Genomic DNA, 18,129 nt, shown 5'->3' with positions numbered 1-18,129 from the left:
CGCCGAGGACCGCCTCGCCAACCCCTATTCCTACGTCTTCGACGGGGCCTACGGCGCCCTCGACCACGCATTGGCCAATGCCGGCCTGAACCGCCAGGTCACCGGCGTCACCGAGTGGCACATCAACGCCGACGAGGCGGACGCCATCGACTACAACCTCGATTTCGGCCGCTCCGCCGCCTATTTCGACGGTCTCGTCCCCGCCCGCGAATCCGACCACGACCCGATCCTGGTCGGGCTCAAGCTCGACCAGACCGCGCCGCGCCTCGTCTCCGCGACGCCCGCCGACAATGCCCTCAAGGTCGCGGTGGGCGCCAGCATCGTCCTGACGCTCAGCGAGGCGGTGAAGGCCGGCACCGGCGCCATCACGATCACCGACGGGGCCGGCGACACCCGCGCCGTCGCGGTCGGCGACACGTCCCAGGTCTCGATCAGCGGCGCCACGGTGACGATCAACCCAAGCACCGACCTCAAGGCCGGCACCGCCTACGACGTGATCGTCCCGGCGGGCGCCCTCGTGGACACCGCCGGCAACGCCTTCGCGGGCATCCCCCAGGATCAGCTCGACTTCACGACGGAGACCCCGCCGGCCATGACCTACACGCTCCAGATCCTGCACGCGTCCGATTGGGAAGCGGGCCTTCTGGCCACGCAGCGCGCGGCGAACTTCGCCGCCATCGTCGACAAGCTCGAGGATTCGACCCCGAACTCGATCACCCTCTCCACCGGCGACGGCTGGATCCCGAGCCCGTTCTTCATCGCGGGCGCCGACCCGCAGCTCGCCGCCACCTATAACGGCGTCTACAACCAGCTCTACGGGCTCACCGGCTCAGCCGCCTACACCAAACTCGCGGCCTCCGTCGGCCGGGCCGACATCACCATCCAGAACATCATCGGCGTCCAGGCGGCGGTGTTCGGCAACCACGAGTTCGATTCCGGCCCCACGGAAGTCGCCAACATCATCGGCGCCAATCTCGGCACGGCTGCGGGCAATTCCGACGACACCTGGGTCGGTGCCCAGTTCCCCTACCTCTCCACCAACCTGAATTTCTCGCGGGAAGCGGCGCTCTCGGGCCTCGTCAACCCGAACGTCTCCAACGCCACCTTCGCCCAGACCGGACCGACCTCGACCCAGACCGGCACCGGCGCGGACAAGATCGCCAAGTCCACGATCCTCGTGGAGAACGGCGAGAAGATCGCCTTCGTGGGCGCCACCACCCAGCTCGAGCCCCTGCTGACGACGCTCGGCAACGTCACGCTGGACGGCTTCAATGGCCAGGACAACATCGCCCTGCTGGCAAGCCAGATCAACGCCGAGGTCGACCGGGTGCTCAGCCTCAACCCGGACGTGAACAAGGTCATCGTCGGCACGCATCTGCAGCAGCTCGCCAACGAGCAGGCGCTGGCGCCGCTCCTGCGCAACGTCGACGTGCTCATCGGCGGCGGCTCGCACACCCTGCTGGCCGATGGCGACGACCGCCTGCTCCCCGGGGACACGGCCACCGGCGGCTACCCGCAGTTCTTCACCAATGCCAGCGGCCAGACCCTCGCCCTGGTGAACACCGCCTCCGAGTATTCCTATGTGGGCCGCCTCACCGTCACCTTCGACGACCAGGGCAACATCATCCGCAATTCCGTGAACACAGCCACCAGCGGCGCCGTGGCGGTGGACGATGCCAGCGTGGCCGCGCTCTACGGCTCGACCGCCGCCGCCTTCACCCCCGGAACCAAGGGCTTCCTTGTCCGCGAGGTGATCGAAGGGCTGGATGCCAACAACGACGGCGTGCAGGAGACCGCCGGCATCGCGGACGTCATCCGGGCCCAGGACGGCAACATCCTCGGCCGCTCCAGCGTCTACCTGGAAGGCCGGCGCGGCGAGGTCCGCACGGAGGAGACCAACCTCGGCGACCTCTCGTCGGACGCGAACCTCTGGTACGCCAAGCAGTTCGATGCCGGCGTCACCGTCTCGATCAAGAATGGCGGCGGCATCCGCGACTCGATCGGCTCGTTCTCCACGGCCGGCGGCGGCACCAGTGAGCTGCCTCCGGCGGCCAACCTCTCGGCCGGCAAGCAGGCCGGCGACATCTCGCAGCTCGACGTCACCAATTCGCTCCGCTTCAACAACAACCTCGCGGTCGTCACCGTCACCGCCTCCGAGCTCGAGCGGGTCCTCGAGCACGGGGTCGCCGCGGTGGCACCCGGCGCCACCCCGGGCCAGTTCGCCCAGGTTGGCGGCATCTCCTACAGCTTCGACGCTTCGAAGCAGGCCCAGACTCTCGACGTGAACGGCAACGTCACCCGCGAGGGGCAGCGCATCGTCAACGCGGCGATCATCGACGAGAACGGCCGCGTCCTCGACACCCTGGTGCAGAACGGCCAGCTCGTGGGCGACGCCAACCGCGCCATCAAGGTCGTGACCCTCGACTTCCTCGCCACCGGCACCGCCTCGGCGCCGGGGCTGGGCGGCGACAACTATCCCTTCCCGGCCTATGGCGAGAACAAGATTGCGCTCCGCGACGCCGCCCCGGTCTCATTGCCCGACACCGAGACCTTCGCGGTCAAGGGCTCCGAGCAGGACGCGCTCGCCGAATACCTCAAGGCCTTCCACGCCACGACGCCCTACGGCACCGCCGATACAGGGCCGGCCGGTGACCTGCGCATCCAGAACCTCGCGGCGCGGGCCGACACCGTGCTCCAGCGCGGCGTCCTCAAGAACGGCACGCCCGAGGCCGACACCCTGCGGGGCACGGCCTTCAGCGACATCCTCAACGGCGGGGCGGGCGACGACATCGTCTACAACAGCGCCGGCGACGACATCCTCACCGGGGGCGCCGGCCCAGGCGGCGCCACGCAAGCCGACACCCTGATCTTCGCCACCAAGCTTGCCGACGCGCAGGTCTGGCAGGAGGGCAATTTCACGATCGTCTCCGGCCCGGAAGGGCGCGACGCCATCAACGGCTTCGAGCGCATCCAGTTTTCGGACGTGACGATCGATCTCGCCGACGGCAACCGCCTGGTGGACGACCTGTTCTACCTCGCCCGGAACAAGGACGTGCTCGCAGCCGGCCAGGACGCGGATGCACACTACGCCGCCTATGGTGCGAGCGAGGGCCGCGACCCGAACGCCTTCTTCTCCACCAAGGGCTATCTCGCCACCTACACGGATGTCGCGCAGGCCAAGCAGAACCCGCTGACCCACTACGACACCTACGGCTGGAAGGAGGGCCGCGACCCGAGCGCCGGTTTCGACACGCAGTTCTATCTCGCCCGCAACGCCGACGTGAAGGCGGCCGGCATCGACCCGCTGACCCACTACATCGAGTACGGCCAGGCGGAAGGCCGCGCGATCTTCGACGCGGTCGGGTTCACGGCCAACATCAAGGGCGGCTTCGATCCCGAATTCTACCTTCTGGCCAACGCGGACGTGGCCCAGGCCGCCACGGTCGCCGGCGGCGACATCTTCGCCTTCGCCAGCCAGCACTACGACACCTATGGCTGGAAGGAAGGCCGGGACCCGAACGCGGTGTTCGACACCAAGGGGTATCTCGCCGCCTACGGTGACGTCGCGGCGGCCGGGGTGAACCCCCTGAACCACTACGACACCTACGGCTGGAAGGAGGGGCGCGATCCGGCCCGGGATTTCGACACCTCCACCTATCTCGCGGTGAACAGCGACGTCGGCCAAGCCGGGATCGACCCGATGCAGCACTTCCTGCAATACGGCCTCATCGAGAACCGCTCGGTCCTCAACGACGGCACCTTCGGCGCCGGAACCCTCGGCTGAGCCGCGAACTCACGGACCTTCCTGGTAGCTTGGTACGGGGTCGCGCCGCGAGGCGCGGCCCCTTCGCATTCGCGGGCCGAAACCCGAGATCCTTCGGGGTCATCCGGTTCTTCACGGGAACGTGAAGTTCTCTCCGCAGGGCGGTGCGACGGGGCGCGTCCCTGCGGAGATCGTCGTTCTCCATCGGCTGGCCGGGATGGAAGATCGTTCCTGGCCTCGGCTGCTGCCGAACGCCGCGTCGGGGCCGGCTTGAAGCGCCACGGCCGCGCGCGACTTCCCCGATCATGACGAACCAGACGCCCGGACACCCGGTTCTTTTCGGCCTCCATTATCTCGGTGGGAGCGGACGCGCCTTCGATCAGGTCGCCGCGCGCCTCGCCGGGCGCGTGACCTGCATCGCCCTGGATCTGCCGGGCTTCGGTGAGGCCGAGGCGGCCCGCGGATGGGACGTCGCCGCCATGGCCGACGCGGTGGCGGACCACATTCGCGCGGCGGCCCCCCGCCGCTGGATGCTGGCGGGCAACAGCATGGGCGCCAAGGTCACCCTCGTTCTGGCCCGGCGGGCCGAGGATGGCGCTCCGGGCCTCGAAGGCCTCGCGGGTCTGGTGATCCTCGCCGGTTCCCCACCCTCCCCCGAGCCGATGAGCGAGGACAAGCGCGCCGCGATGACCGCCTGGATCGACGCCGATCCGGCGACCCGTGCGCGCGAAGCCGGGGCCTTCGTCGATGCCAATGTCGGCGCCCCCCTCCCCGACGAGCTGCGGGACGGCGCGGTGGCGGACGTTCTGCGGGCCGATCCCGCCGCCTGGAAGGCGTGGCTCGCGGGCGGCAGCCGCGAGGACTGGAGCGCGCGCATCGGTGTGCTGCGCACCCCCGCGATCATCCTGGCGGGGTCCGAGGACGCCGATCTCGGTGCGCCGGCCCAGGCCGCCTTGACGGCACCGCACCTCGCGCGCGGCCAACTGGTGACCCTGGAGGGCACCGGGCACCTCATCCCCCTCGAGCGCCCGGACGCGGTGGCGGATGCGGTCCTGTCCCTCGCGGACGGCGCCACCGCCGCCTTGCCGGAGGTGCCCCCCATCCCGGAAGCCTACGCCGCGCTGATCCGCTCCGAGCGGGTGAATACCCGCCTGCGCGAGGCCCTGCTGCAGCGGGCCGAACCCGACGACCCCGCCTACCAGCCCCGCGCCCTCGACCCCGTCGGCCTCGCCATCCTGCGGGCGGCCTGCGCGCGGGTCCTGCCGCAGGACGGTCCCGGCCCCATCGACTTTGCCGCCCGCATCGACGCGCGGCTGGCGAGCGGTGCCGGGGACGGCTGGCGCTTCGCCCGGCTCCCTCCCGACCCGGAGGCCTACCGGCTCGCCCTGCGGACCCTGGACGCCGCCGCCCGGTCCCGGCACGGGACGCCCTTCGTCGCCCTCGCTACCGACGCGCAGGACGCCCTGCTCGGCAGCCTCGAATCCGGTGCGGTCTCCGGCGACCTCGACGCGGAGCAGATGGGCTTCTGGTTCGAGGACCTGCGCGCGGACGTGGCCCGCACCTACCTCGCCCACCCGGTCGCCCTGGCCCGCATGAATTTCAGCGGCATCGGCGCCGGCGGCGACACCGAGCCCCTGCCCGGCTTCCAATCGGTCGGAATCGGCCAGCGCGAGGCCTGGGAACCGAACGCCCCCCCGGAGACCGTCCGATGAATCTCGATGCGATGCGTCGCCACGCCACCTCCGAGACCGTCGACGCGGTGGTGATCGGCACCGGCGCGGGCGGCGCGCCCCTGCTGGCGCGCCTTGCGCAGGCCGGACTCTCCTGCATCGCCCTGGAGGCCGGGCCGAACTTCGACCCGAAGGGGTTCGCCTTCGACGAGACCCTGGCGGACGAGATCTACTGGACCGAGGAGCGGATCAGCGGCGGCTCGACGCCCGAGGCCTTCGGCGGCAACAACAGCGGCACCGGCGTCGGCGGCTCGACTCTGCACTGGGGCGCCTTCACGCCCCGGGCCGATGCCCGTGACCTGCGCCTCCACAGCGAGACCGGCGAGGGCGTCGACTGGCCCCTGGACTACGCCGAACTGGTGCCGTTCTACGAGCGCGTCGAAGCCTTCATCGGCGTCTCCGGCCCGGCCGCCTACCCCTGGGACGAGACCCGCGCCTATCCCTTGGGCCCTGTTGCCCGCAACGCCCCGGCCGAGGCCATGGCGAGCGCTTGCGCGGCGCTCGGCGTGCGCTGCGCCGACGCGCCGGCGGCGGTGGTCTCACGCGCCTTCGCCCAGGAGCACGGCCCGACCCGGCCCGGCTGCATCAATTGCGGCTACTGCCACCAGGGCTGCCGCACCGGCGCCAAGACTAGCATGGACGTGACCTACCTGCCGCTCGCCGTCCATTACGGCGCCGAGATCCGGGCCGAGGCCCGGGTCCACGGCATCGAGCGCGCGAAGGACGGCCGGGTGACGGCGGTGATCTACCGCCAGGGCGGGATCGACCATCGCCAGCCTTGCCGCAACGTCTTCCTCTGCGCCGGCTCGGTGGAATCCGCGCGTCTCCTGCTGCATCTCGACCTGGCCAACGGCAGCGGCCAGGTCGGGCGCAACTACATGGGCCACGTCGCTACCCAGGTCTGGGGTACGTTCGAGCCCGAGATGCGGATGAACAAGGGTTATCCCTCCTCGCTCATCACCGAGGACATGATCCGCCCGGCCGACGCGGATTTCGCCGGCGGCTACCTCGTCCAGAGCCTCGGCGTGGTGCCGCTCACCTTCGCCAATTCCCTGGTGCGGGGCCGCAAGCTCTGGGGCCGGGCGCTCTCCGACCAGCTCGCCCGCTACAACCACATGGCGGGCATCGGCATCAATGGCGAGACCCTGCCCTGCGACGCCAACGTGCTGACGCTGTCCGACGAGGTCGACGCGCTCGGCATGCCCAAGGCCGCGATCAGCTTCGGCTACGGCCCGAACGAGACCCGCCTCAACGCCCACGCGACTCGGTTTCTGAACAGGGTCTGGGAAGCGGCCGGGGCCTCGGATCTCTGGACCCTGGAGCGCGTCGCCCACACCATCGGCACCTGCCGCATGGGCCGCGACGCCGACACGGCGGTGGTCGACTCCACCGGCCGCAGTTTCGAGGTTCCGAACCTCTGGATCTGCGACGGCTCGACCTTCCCGAGTTCGCTGGCCGCCAACCCGGCCCTGACGATCATGGCGCTCAGCCTGCGCAGCGCCGAGGCTTTTCTGAAGGCGGGGCGCTGAGCGCAAGCGCGACTCGGGTGGTGGCTCAGGCCACCGCCTCGACCACGATGTCGGGATAGCGGTCGATCACACGGACATGAGCGGTCGCGAGATCCGGTTCCGTCGCGCGTGCCTGTTCCCCGTCGCGCGGGCCGCCGACCTGAACTCGGAAGCGGACGTCCGATCGGCTCAGGTCTTCGATCCTGCGGTCGGAGCATCATCCTGCGGGGAATGCGCCGTCGCTGTGTGTGCCCTCGGAGTGACCCGATGACGGTGCGGTCGCGGCGCAACCGGACGACTTCGGCCGATGCTCGAGGCGAACTCACGAATCCGCCGTCCACCGTGTTCCCGGCCGGGCAAGAGGCAACCGGAACGGGTTCGGCGACTTGATAGGCCGGGCGCGATGGCGCTCACCAGAAGGGACGCCAGCCATGCCCGGAACCGAGATCCGCCTTGCCCTCGACGCGATCCCGATGGGGGGCATGACGGAGGGGGCGGCCGGAGACGAGAAGGTGCTGTTCGTGCGCGACGCTTCCGGCGTGCGGGCGTTTCAGGCCAAGTGCCCGCATCTCGGGGCGCCGCTCGCCAAGGGCGAGATCTGCGGTGGACGTCTCTACTGCCCCTGGCACAAGGCCGCCTTCGCGCTGGCCGATGGAAGCCTGGAGGAGCCGCCGGCCCTCGATTCCCTGACGCGCTACCCGGTCCGCATCGAGGGGACCGACGCCGTCGCGACGCTCACGCCGGAGCCGGCGCCGACGAAGACAACGGGCGCGACCGTGGGGAGCGTGCTCATTGTCGGCTCGGGTGCCGCAGCCGTCGCCTGCGTGAAGACGCTGCGCCGCGAAGGCTATGACGGCCGCGTCACCATGGTCGGTCGCGAAGCGCACCCGCCCTACGATCGGACCAAGCTTTCCAAGCAGTTCCTTGCCAAGCCGACCCCGCCGGAGAAGGTGCTGATCGAGCCCGATTTCGACCGGATCAACACGGTCGAGCGCATCACCGCGGAGGTCGCCCGGGTCGATCCCACCCGACGCGACATCACCCTGAAGGACGGCCGGACCTTGAGCGCGGACGCGATCCTCGTCGCCACCGGAAGCCGGGCGGTGGTGCCGGACTTCCCCGGTAAGGACCTCGGCGGGGTCTTCACCCTGCGCAGCCTCGACGACGCCCTCCGCGTGAGCGAGGCTGCGGGCGAGGGCGGGTCGGTCGTCGTGGTGGGCGCCGGATTCATCGGCATGGAGGCGGCTGCGTTCCTCACGAAACGCGGGCTGTCCGTCACCGTGCTGGCGCGCGAGGAAACGCCCTTCGCCAAGCGCTTCGGCGAGGCGGTGGGCACGGCGCTGAAGCGGTATCACGCCGGCAACGGCATCACCTTCGAGACCGGCTCCGTCGCCAGGATCGCCGGCACCGGCCGCGTCGAAGCCGTCGAGACGGAGGACGGACGACGCCTTCCGGCCGACATCGTTCTCATCGGCGCAGGCGCCCGTCCCGAAATCAGCCTGATCGCCGATGTCGAGTCCGACGAGGCTGGCGGCCTCGCGGTCGCCGGCGACCTCAAGCTCGCAGAGGGCGTCTGGATCGCAGGCGATATCGCCGCCTTCCCCGAGAAGGCGAGCGGCGAGACAGCACGGATCGAGCATTGGCGCCTCGCGCAGCAGCATGGCACGCATGTGGCCCATGCCATCCTCGGCCGGAGCGGCGTGTTCGCGGGTGCTCTGTTTTTCTGGAGCAACCAGGGCGACAAGCGCCTCGATTACGGCGGATACGCCAAAGGGTTCGACCGGATCGTCATGCAGGGGGACCCCGTCGCCCTCGACTTCATCGCCTATTACGTCACGGGTGACCGGGTGACCGCCGCCTGCAGCATCGGCCGCAACGCTGCCTTCACGGCGTTCCTGCACCTGCTCGGCCTCGGGCGCCTGCCCTCGGCGGCCGAGATCGAGGCCGGGGCGGACCTGCCCAACCTGGCGCGAGAGGCTGCCTAGGCCCTGTCCGGCAACCCATCGAAAACCGCTGCAAGGACAGGTCGCCGGGTCGGCGTGGTGCCGGCCCTCCGCCCTTCGAGCCACGCAGGCCGCCGCGACCCTAAGGTATCGGCGGTCGAATGCCCTCTGGCGTTCTCGACCGATCGGAATGGGCGAAAAGCCGATATGCGTCGCATTCCGCGCGAATGTCCGGTTTCTGCCGGTTTGCTTTCCAGAAGCAGACCGGCAGAAACCCACCCGACTTGGTCGGCGGTCCGCCCCGCCAAGGAGCCTGAAGGCGGACCTTCCCGAGGCGTGCCGAGGGTTGCGAGCGGTCCCCCACAGGGTCCGGCTGATCGGGGCCTCGGCGGGATCGGACCGGTCCCGCGTTCATCGCCCGGGAAACCACGGGTTTTTCGTATGGCGTGGAAGCGGGGTCCCCTGGGGCCCGTGCCCACTTCCTCTCAATACATCGGCGTGCCGCCCGTTACCGGCACAAGTGCGCCGGTCATGTAGCTGCCCTCCCGCGAGGCGAGGAGCACGTAGGCGGGGGCGAGTTCGGCCGGCTGGCCGGCGCGGCCGAGGGGTGTGTCGGCGCCCAGCGATGCGATCTGCTCGGGGTCCTTCACGATGGGCTGGATCGGGGTCCAGACCGGGCCCGGGGCGACGCAGTTCACCCGGATGCCCTTCGGCGCCAGCAGGTTGGACAGGCCGATGGTCAGGCTCGCGATGGCGCCCTTGGTGGAGGCGTAGACCAGCATGGTCTTGTCGGCGACCTTGGCCTGCTGGCTCGTGGAGTTCACGATGGCCCCGCCCGGCTTCATGTGCGGCACGGCCGCCTGGGCGAGGTAGAACATCGCGAAGACGTTGGCGCGGAACGAACCCTCGAGGTCCTCCGGCGTCACGTCGTCGAGACCTTCGTTGACCACCTGCGCGGCGGCGTTGTTGACGAGGATGTCGAGGCCGCCGAGTTCGGCCACGGTGCGGGCGACGAGGTCGCGGCAATGGGCCGGGTCACGCAGGTCGCCGGGCAGCAGCAGGACGCGCCGGCCCGCCTTGCGCACCCATTCGGCGGTGTCCTCGGCATCCGACTGCTCGACGGGCAGGTACGAGATCGCCACGTCGGCGCCTTCGCGGGCATACGCGATGGCCACCGCCCGGCCGATGCCCGAATCCCCGCCGGTCACCAGGGCGACCCGGTCGATGAGGAGCCCCTTGCCGACGTAGCTCGTCTCGCCGTGGTCGGGCGCCGGACGCATCCGCGAGGTCAGACCCGGCCGTTCCTGCTGCTGGTCGCCGGGAAAGGGCGGCCGGGGACCGGCGTCACGGGGATCGATGGTCATCGGAGGGGTACTTTCCCGGGCTGTGTTCAGCAGTTGTCTTGCGCGGTCGTCTTCGGAAAGATGGGGCCCGCGCGGTGGCGGACCCCGGAAGGAGCGGATCAGGCGTCGGCGTCGTCGGCTTCGAGGATGGTCTCGAGGTCGCCCGTCAGGGCGTCGAGCTGGTCGGAGGTCGCCCGGATCTTGAACGTCGTGCCGTCCTCGGCCTCGACCGCGATCTCCACGTGATCGTCGACCCGCGCGGCCAGGGCCTGCTTGAGGATGTAGGTCGTCACGTCCCCGGTCTTCTGGTCGGTGGTCTTGTGGTCGGTGGTCTGGGCCATGCTGCCGTCTCCTGTCGTGGTCCCGGGCAACGCTGCAGGACGGGGGTCGGATCTGCGACCAAAGCTCCCGCCGGGTGCGGCGGCCCCTCAGAGATCGAGGCCCGACAGCGTCGCGGCGGCCTGGATCAGGGCGAGGTGGGTCAGCCCCTGCGGCAGGTTGCCCAGATAGGCACCGCTGACCGGGTCGGCCATCTCCGAATAGGTGCCGGAATTCCGGTCGAGGGCGGCCACGAGCGCCTCGAACATGGCTTCAGCCTCCGCCGTCTCCCTGAGCAAGGCCTTGGCCTCCACGAGCCAGAACGTGCAGGCGAGGAAGCAGCCCTCCTCCGCTTGCGCGCCGGTGTAGCGGTAGTGGTAGGGGCCGCGTCCGAGTTCCCGGTCGATGGCCCGGCACGTGGCGGCGAGGCGTTCGGGGTTGCCGAAGCGGAAGCGCACGGCCAGCGTCAGGGAGGCGTCGAGCTTCTCCGAGCCGGGATACATGACGTAGGATTGCTGGGCCTCCGACCAGCAGTTCTCGTCAATCCAGTCGGCGACGCGGTCGCGGGCGCGGGCCCAGCGCTCCCGGCAGCTGCCGGGCAGATGGCCGCCATCGGCGAGTTCCACCGCCCGGGCCAGGGCCTGCCAGCAGCTGATCTTGGAGCCGGTGTAGTGCTTGGCCTCCGGCAATTCCCAGATGCCCGCATCCTTCAGCTTCCAGGATTCGGCGCATTGGTCGGCGAGCCCGGCGAGGAGAGCCCCGGTGCGCAGGTCGAGCATGTTGCCGTCGGCGACGAAGCGCTCGGCGGTCTCGAAGATGTCGCCGTAGATGCCGTGCTGGTGCTGGCCCGTGGCGGCGTTGCCGGTGCGCACCGGGCGCGAGCCGCGATAGCCGGCCAGGTCTATCTCCTGCTCGTCGGGCACGCATCCGCCCTCGAGGGTGTAGAGAACCTGCGCCCCATGCTCGCCGATATGGCGCATCAACCAGGACAGGGCCGCGTTGGCCTCGGCCTGCGCCCCCAGCCGCAGGAACGCCTTGATGACGTAGCCGGCATCGCGGATCCAGGCGTAGCGGTAATCGTAGTTCTTCGAGCCGCCGATGCCCTCGGGCAGGGAACTCGTGGCCGCCGCCGCGATGGCCCCCGTGGGCGAGTAGAGCAGCAGCTTCAGCGCCAGGGCACTGCGCAGGACGGGCTCGGCGTAGCGGCCCCGATAGGCCAGCCGCTCGGTCCAGTCCCGCCATTCCTGGCATGACACGTCGATGCGCCCGTCGATCTCGGCGATGGGCGCCACCACCAGGGGCTGGTTCTCGGCCGCCACGATGGCGACGACCTCGCGCTGGCCCGCCCTGACCTCGACGAAGCCCGCGATGGTGTGGTCGTTCTCCGTCTCGATGCGGACGCCGTCGCTGGTGCGGAACAGCCCCATCATGCCGGCGACGTGGAAGGCAGTACCGTTGCTGTTGCCCGAGAGGTAGGGGGCGGCCGTGTCGCCCCGCGTGCCGAACACCAGCGAGACCCGGAAGCGCACATGCCCCTCCAGGCCCTCGATCCGGCGGGCGAGTTCCGCCCAGGGTAGGCGCCCGGCCGGGCCGCTGTTCAGACTCTCGGTGAGACGCGCCCGCCCGGTCTGCGTGGTGAAGACGGTCTCGTGCACGTTGCTGCCGTCGCGGTAGCCGATCTCGGACGTGAACGGCGCCTCCGGCGTGATCGCGAAGTAGCCGCCCTCCTCCGGGCTGAGCAGGCGGTCGAACAGCGGCGGCGAGTCGAGGTTGGGGCAGCACCACCAGTCGATGGAGCCGTCCGCGCCCGAGAGCGCCACCGAGCGGCCCTCGCCGATGGCCGCGTAGCCCTCGATCGGGAGAAATCCGTCGGTGCGGGCGACGGGACCGCCCGCGCGGGGAAAGGGCTTCAACACGGTCAGGACGGCCTCGGATGGGGGAACGGACGATACCCGGCCGGGGCCGGGCGCGACGCCGCGAGCCGAGGGCTGGGCGTCCCGAACATCCGAACCGGGCCGACCGGGTCCTCCGCAGGAGTCTGGTCGAACCCGTGTCGCCCCCGGCCGTTCCGATTCCGGCTTGCTTCACGTTGACACGTCGGCCCCGCTCGCACGCTTGCCCCTGTGGCTCGAAGGCCGCATCGCGGTGCCACGGCGCACCCCTAGAATGAACGCTCATTGACCAGTGAATGAACGTTCAATACGAAGATGAGGTCGGTTGGAGGTTGCCATGCTGCGGACCCGCGAGGATTTTCCGTTTCGGGCGTTGGTCGCGAAGACGCGCGCGCTCGTGGCGCCGGATCACCTGCTGCTCGGGGCCGTGCTTGTCCTCGGCTGGGCGGCCCTGATCGCCTGGACCGGCAACGGTTCGGTGGGCTGGCAGGCCCGCCTCTGCGCCGACGCGGACGCCGCAACCGCCGCCTGCCGGGTGGTCGCTCCGGCATCGGATGGAAAGGTTCTCTGAGAATGGCCTCGCCTGTCGGCACCCTCCTCGACGCGCGCGCCGGCCAGGCCGCGCGGCGGGAACAGATCCTCGACGCCGCCTGCGCCTGCTTCGTGCGCAACGGCTTCCATCGCACCACGATGCAGGATCTCGCCCGCGAGGCTGGCATGACGGCGGGTAACTTCTACCATTACTTCCGCTCCAAGGAGGCCCTGGTGATGGGCCTCGTGCAGCGCGAGCGCGAGGGGGGCGCCCTCCTCGTCACGCAATTGCAGCGCGAGGGCGACCGGCGCAGCGCGCTGTTCGGGGTCCTGGAACAGTATTTCGGCGCCCTCACCCGGGACGAGGCGGTCCTGCGGCTGGAAATCTGGTCGGAAGGAACCCGCAATCCGGCCATCGCGGATCTGACCGAGGCTTCGGAAACCGAAACCCGGACTTGGTTCGAGGATACGTTCGCGGCGCTCGCCACGTCGCCCGCCTGCGATCCCGCAGCCCTCTACGCCCTGCTGGCGCCCCAGATGACCGGGGTCGTCGCCAGCCGGGCGATCCTGCCGGATTTCGACATGGCCGGCGCCGTCGCGCAGATCCGCGCCCTCATCGAAGCCGGGCTCGACGGCCGGCTTCCCGCCATCCTCGAGGCCGCCCCGGAGTCCCATCGATGACCGATCCGCGCTTCGTCCTCGGCACGGCCTTGCTGGCTCTCGCCCTCGGGCTGCCGGCCCGGCCGGTGCTGGCGAGCCCCGCCCCGGCGCCGGCGAAAGCCGATCTCGTGCCGACGATCAGCGTGGTCGATGCCAAGCGGCGGGAGATCGTCGAGTCGGTGGTGGTCACCGGCACCCTGGTCCCGCGCGACGAGATCCTGGTGACGCCCGAGATCGAGGGCTACCGGGTCACCGAGGTGCTGGTGGAGGAAGGCGCCCGGGTGGCCCGCGGCCAGGTCCTCGCCCGCCTCTCGCGCGATCTCATCGACCGCCAGCTCGCCCAGCAGGCGGCCCTCGTCGAGAAGGCCGAGGCCGCCGTACCGCAGGCCCAGAGCAGCATCGAGCAGGCGGAGGCCGCCGAGACCGAGGCGCGTCTGGCCTTCGAGCGGGCCCAGCAGCTCCTCAGAACCGGCAACGCCACGGCGGCCGTGATGGAGGGCCGCACCGCCGCTCTGCGCCAAGCCGAGGGCAAGCTCGCCTTCGCCCGCAACGGCCTGCGCATCGCGCGGGCCGACCTCGCCCAGGCGCGGGCCGTGCTCGACGAATTGAACCTGCGGCTGGCCCGCACCGAGATCCGCGCGCCGGAGGCCGGCATCGTCAGCCGCCGCACCGCCCGCGTGGGTCTGGCCGCCTCCGCCACGGCCGAGCCGCTGTTCCGCCTGATCGCCCGGGGCGAGATCGAACTCGAGGGCGAGGTCATCGAGACCAGGCTGCCGCAGCTGCGCGACAACGCCCCGGCCTGGATCGACCTCGGCGACGGGGTCCGCCTGCCTGGCAGCGTGCGGACCGTCTACCCGGAGGTCGACCGCGCGACCCGCCTCGGCAAGGTCCGCATCCGCCTGGAGCCGGACCCGCGCCTGCGCATCGGCACCTTCGCGCGGGGCGCCGTCGAGCTCGCCCGCACCCGGGGCGTGACCGTGCCGCAGGCCTCCGTGCTCTACGGCGGGGCCAAGCGCAGCACCGTCCTGGTGGTCGCCGACGACGTAGTCGAGGCCCGCGAGGTCCGAACCGGCCTGTCCGACGACGACGACATCGAGATCCGCGCCGGGCTCGCCGACGGCGAGCGGGTGGTGGCCCGGGCCGGCAGCTTCCTGCGCGACGGCGACCGGGTCCGCCCGGTGGCCCTGGCCGTACAGGCGCCGGCCGTGGCCGCCGCGCCTTCCCCGCGCGAGACCGCCGAGGCGGGCGCGCCCTGAGCGGGCGCCGCGCCGCATCCTGACACGCGAACTGGAACGGGTCGCCCCATGCGCCTGAACATCTCCGCCTGGGCGATCCGCAATCCCATCGCCCCCCTCGTGCTGTTCCTGGTGCTGATCGTGCTCGGCCTCGTCAGCTTCCGCGGCCTCGCGGTGACGCGGATGCCGAACGTGGACGTGCCGATCGTCTCGGTGACGATCACGCAGAGCGGCTCGGCCCCCGCCGAACTTCAGACCCAGGTGACGAAGTGGGTCGAGGATTCCATCGCCGGCGTGCGCGGGGTCAAACACATCACCTCGGCGATCACGGAAGGGTCCTCCGTCACCACGGTGGAGTTCCGCCTGGAGGTGAACACCGACCGGGCCGTCAACGACGTCAAGGACGCGGTCTCGAAGATCCGCATCAACCTGCCCCGCACCATCGACGAGCCCGTGATCCAGCGCGTCGAGATCACCGGCCTGCCGATCCTGATTTACGGCGTGACCTCGCCCGGCATGACGCCCGCCGAACTGTCCTGGTTCGTGGAGGACAAGGTCGCCCGCGCGCTCCAGGGCGTGAAGGGCGTCGGCGGTGTCGAGCGCGTCGGCGGGGTCGCCCGCGAGATGCGCGTCACCCTGCTGCCCGACCGCCTGCTGGCGCTCGGCATCACGGCGGCCGACGTGAACCGGCAGCTGCGCCTCACCTCCGCCGACATGGCGGGCGGGCGCGGCGAGGTCGGCGGGCGCGAGCAGTCGATCCGGACCCTGGCCGCCTCGCGCTCCCTACGCGACCTCAAGGCCACCTCCATCGTGCTCCCCGGGGGCCGCAAGGTCCGTCTCGACGAACTGGCCACGCTTGAGGATGCCATCGAGGAGCCCCGCACCTTCGCGCGCTTCAACGGCGAGCCGGTGGTGGCCTTCGCGGTCTCGCGCGGTTCGGGTGCCAGCGACGCCGAGGTGGCGGCCGGCGTCGAGAAGCGCATCGCGGCCTTCCAGGCCGACTATCCGGACATCCGGTTCGAGACCATCGATTCCTCGGTCTCGGCCACCATCGGCAGTTACGATTCGGCCATGCACACCCTGATCGAGGGGGCGGCTCTGGCCGTTCTGGTGGTGTTCCTGTTCCTGCGCGACTGGCGCGCGACACTGATCGCCGCCATCGCCCTGCCGCTCTCGGTCTTCCCCACCTTCTGGGCGATGGACGCCATGGGCTTCACCCTCAACGGGATCAGCCTGCTGGCCATCACCCTGGTCACCGGCATCCTCGTCGACGACGCCATCGTGGAGATCGAGAACATCGTCCGGCACATGCGGCTCGGCAAATCGCCCTACCGCGCGGCCATCGAGGGCGCCGACGAGATCGGGCTCGCCGTCATCGCCATCACCGCGACCCTGATCGCGGTGTTCGCGCCGGTCTCGTTCATGGGCGGCATCGCGGGCCGCTACTTCATGCAGTTCGGGCTCACCATCGCGGTTTCGGTGTTCATGTCGCTCCTCGTGGCGCGCCTGATCACCCCGATGCTGGCGGCCTACTTCCTGCGCGACCACGGCCATGCCGAAGCGCGGGAGGGCCCGGTGATGCGGGCCTACGGGCGCCTCGTCGGCTGGTCGGTGCGCCACCGCGTCGTCACGCTGATCGTCGGCCTCGCGCTGTTCGCCGGCTCTCTCGCCTCCACGGGGCTGCTGCCGTCCGGTTTCGTGCCCAAGCAGGACAATGCCCGCACGCTGTTCATGGTGGAACTCGCCCCCGGCGCCCGCCTGCCCGACACGGTGGCGGTCTCCGACCGGGTGGTGGCCCGCATCCGCGCCCTGCCCGAGGTGGTCTCGGTCTTCGTCGACGGCGGCCGCCAGGCCGGCGGCAAGAAAGAGACCCGGCTCGCCACCCTCATCGTCAACCTGACGCCGAAGAACCAGCGCGCCCGCAAACAGGCCGCCATCGAGACCGAGATCGCCGGCCTCCTGGCGCAGGAGCCCGACATCCGCTCCTGGACCCTGCGCGACGGCGGCCAGCGCGACCTCGCCCTCGTGGTCGGCGGTCCCGACGTCGACGTCGTCACGGAGGTCGCCGCAAGGCTTCAGCGCGACATGGCGGCGATTCCCCATCTCGTCTCGGTGATGTCGACGGCCCCCCTCAATCGTACGGAGGTCCGGATCCGGCCGAAGGAGGGTGCTGCGGCCGATCTCGGCGTTTCCACCGACGCCATCGCGGAGACCGTGCGGGTCGGCACCATCGGCGACATCGGCCTGAATCTGGCGAAGTTCAACGCGCCCGACCGCCAGATCCCGATCCGGGTGCAGCTGCCCGAGAGCGCCCGCGGCGCGGTCTCGCGCCTCGAGAACCTCAAGGTTCCGGCCAAGAACGGCGCCGCCGTGCCGCTCGCGGCGGTGGCCGACATCGAGCTCGACCAGGGCCCCGGCGCCATCGAGCGCTACGACCGGGTGGTGCGCGTGGCCGTGGAGGCCAACATGGAGGGCTCCGACGCGCTCGGCTCCCTCATCGCCCAGGTGCTGGAAACCCCGACCGCGAAGAACCTGCCGCCCGGCGTCACCATCCGGCAGACGGGCGACGCCGAGATCATGGCGGAGGTGTTCTCCGGGTTCCTCATGGCGATGGGGGCCGGCATCATGATGGTCTACGCCGTGCTGGTGCTGCTGTTCGGCTCGTTCCTGCAGCCGCTCACCATCCTGTTCTCGCTGCCGCTCTCCATCGGCGGCGCGATCCTGGGCCTCCTGATCCTCAACATGCCGATCTCGATGCCGGTGGTGATCGGCATCCTGATGCTGATGGGGCTGGTGACGAAGAACGCCATCATGCTGGTGGACTTCGCCGTCGAGGAGATGGCCCGCGGCGTCGACCGGGTCACTGCCATCGTGGATGCGGGCCGCAAGCGGGCGCGGCCCATCGTGATGACCACCATCGCGATGGCGGCCGGCATGGTGCCCTCCGCCATGGCGCTCGGCATCGGCGGCGAGTTCCGCGCGCCGATGGCTGTGGCGGTGATCGCGGGCCTGATCGTCTCGACCCTGCTCTCGCTGGTCTTCGTGCCGGCGGTGTTCCTGCTGATGGACAGCCTCGGCGCGCTCCTCGGCCGGGTCTTCGGGCGCTTCGTCGGCGCGACCGACGAGGCGCCACTGCCCCACGGCGCTCTGCCGCATCCCTGACAGGTGCCCGGGGATGCGGCGATCATCCGGCCCGACCGGGTTTC

The 18,129-nt window shown here is 70.5% G+C and carries 11 protein-coding genes; 8 read left to right on the top strand and 3 right to left on the bottom strand.

Annotated features, from left to right (window positions below; genetic code table 11):
• The 4 genes from MFF30_RS22080 to MFF30_RS22065 all read left to right on the top strand — a co-directional run.
• The coding region (locus tag MFF30_RS22080) for a 5'-nucleotidase C-terminal domain-containing protein (RefSeq protein ID WP_238282182.1) at nt 1-3,784 on the top strand (3,784 nt) is incomplete at its 5' end.
• A 284-nt stretch (nt 3,785-4,068) separates the two neighbouring features.
• Nucleotides 4,069-5,475 (top strand): alpha/beta hydrolase, encoded by a 1,407-nt coding sequence (locus MFF30_RS22075; protein WP_238282181.1) that lies wholly within the window; start codon nt 4,069-4,071, stop codon nt 5,473-5,475.
• Nucleotides 5,472-7,022: a GMC family oxidoreductase gene (locus MFF30_RS22070; RefSeq protein WP_238282180.1), complete on the top strand. Its 1,551-nt coding sequence runs from the start codon at nt 5,472-5,474 to the stop codon at nt 7,020-7,022. Before MFF30_RS22075 ends, MFF30_RS22070 begins: the two co-directional genes overlap by 4 nt.
• Nucleotides 7,023-7,432: 410 nt before the next feature.
• Nucleotides 7,433-8,986 carry an FAD-dependent oxidoreductase gene (locus MFF30_RS22065; protein ID WP_238282179.1) on the top strand — a complete coding sequence of 518 codons (1,554 nt, stop codon included), beginning with the start codon at nt 7,433-7,435 and terminating at the stop codon, nt 8,984-8,986.
• A gap of 443 nt (nt 8,987-9,429) precedes the next feature.
• Here MFF30_RS22065 and MFF30_RS22060 read toward each other — a convergent pair whose 3' ends face one another.
• The 3 genes from MFF30_RS22060 to MFF30_RS22050 all read right to left on the bottom strand — a co-directional run bounded on the left by MFF30_RS22060 (nt 9,430) and on the right by MFF30_RS22050 (nt 12,521).
• On the bottom strand, nt 9,430-10,308 hold the full coding sequence (locus MFF30_RS22060) for an SDR family oxidoreductase (RefSeq protein WP_238282178.1): 879 nt from the start codon (nt 10,306-10,308) through the stop codon (nt 9,430-9,432).
• A gap of 98 nt (nt 10,309-10,406) precedes the next feature.
• The gene (locus MFF30_RS22055; protein ID WP_238282177.1) at nt 10,407-10,628 is read right to left on the bottom strand and encodes a hypothetical protein; all 222 of its coding nucleotides are present in this window, start codon (nt 10,626-10,628) and stop codon (nt 10,407-10,409) included.
• An 87-nt stretch (nt 10,629-10,715) separates the two neighbouring features.
• Nucleotides 10,716-12,521 carry a glycoside hydrolase family 15 protein gene (locus MFF30_RS22050; protein ID WP_238282176.1) on the bottom strand — a complete coding sequence of 602 codons (1,806 nt, stop codon included), beginning with the start codon at nt 12,519-12,521 and terminating at the stop codon, nt 10,716-10,718.
• 313 nt (nt 12,522-12,834) lie between these two features.
• Between MFF30_RS22050 and MFF30_RS22045 the strand changes: the two genes are divergently transcribed.
• The 4 genes from MFF30_RS22045 to MFF30_RS22030 are packed head-to-tail and all read left to right on the top strand — an operon-like array spanning nt 12,835 to nt 18,085.
• Nucleotides 12,835-13,068, top strand: coding sequence for a hypothetical protein (locus tag MFF30_RS22045; protein ID WP_238282174.1), 234 nt, complete (start codon nt 12,835-12,837; stop codon nt 13,066-13,068).
• A 2-nt stretch (nt 13,069-13,070) separates the two neighbouring features.
• The gene (locus MFF30_RS22040; protein ID WP_238282173.1) at nt 13,071-13,709 is read left to right on the top strand and encodes a TetR/AcrR family transcriptional regulator; all 639 of its coding nucleotides are present in this window, start codon (nt 13,071-13,073) and stop codon (nt 13,707-13,709) included.
• The gene (locus tag MFF30_RS22035; protein ID WP_238282172.1) at nt 13,706-14,944 is read left to right on the top strand and encodes an efflux RND transporter periplasmic adaptor subunit; all 1,239 of its coding nucleotides are present in this window, start codon (nt 13,706-13,708) and stop codon (nt 14,942-14,944) included. Before MFF30_RS22040 ends, MFF30_RS22035 begins: the two co-directional genes overlap by 4 nt.
• A 48-nt stretch (nt 14,945-14,992) precedes the next feature.
• Entirely contained in the window at nt 14,993-18,085 is a 3,093-nt protein-coding gene (locus MFF30_RS22030) for an efflux RND transporter permease subunit (protein ID WP_238282169.1), read from the top strand.
• The last annotated feature ends 44 nt before the right edge of the window (nt 18,086-18,129 follow it).

The sequence above is a fragment of the Methylobacterium goesingense genome (assembly GCF_022179225.1).
Classification (GTDB): Bacteria; Pseudomonadota; Alphaproteobacteria; order Rhizobiales; family Beijerinckiaceae; genus Methylobacterium; species Methylobacterium goesingense.
The sequence above is the reverse complement of the archived record's forward strand: the minus strand, read 5'-3'. Positions and strand labels throughout refer to the sequence as shown.

Coding starts and splice junctions, on each gene's coding strand:
- MFF30_RS22040 (WP_238282173.1), top strand. CDS start 13,071: ATGGCCTCGCCTGTCGGCACCCTCCTCGACGCGCGCGCCGGCCAGGCC.
- MFF30_RS22075 (WP_238282181.1), top strand. CDS start 4,069: ATGACGAACCAGACGCCCGGACACCCGGTTCTTTTCGGCCTCCATTAT.
- MFF30_RS22035 (WP_238282172.1), top strand. CDS start 13,706: ATGACCGATCCGCGCTTCGTCCTCGGCACGGCCTTGCTGGCTCTCGCC.
- MFF30_RS22045 (WP_238282174.1), top strand. CDS start 12,835: ATGCTGCGGACCCGCGAGGATTTTCCGTTTCGGGCGTTGGTCGCGAAG.
- MFF30_RS22070 (WP_238282180.1), top strand. CDS start 5,472: ATGAATCTCGATGCGATGCGTCGCCACGCCACCTCCGAGACCGTCGAC.
- MFF30_RS22065 (WP_238282179.1), top strand. CDS start 7,433: ATGCCCGGAACCGAGATCCGCCTTGCCCTCGACGCGATCCCGATGGGG.
- MFF30_RS22055 (WP_238282177.1), bottom strand. CDS start 10,628: ATGGCCCAGACCACCGACCACAAGACCACCGACCAGAAGACCGGGGAC.
- MFF30_RS22060 (WP_238282178.1), bottom strand. CDS start 10,308: ATGACCATCGATCCCCGTGACGCCGGTCCCCGGCCGCCCTTTCCCGGC.
- MFF30_RS22030 (WP_238282169.1), top strand. CDS start 14,993: ATGCGCCTGAACATCTCCGCCTGGGCGATCCGCAATCCCATCGCCCCC.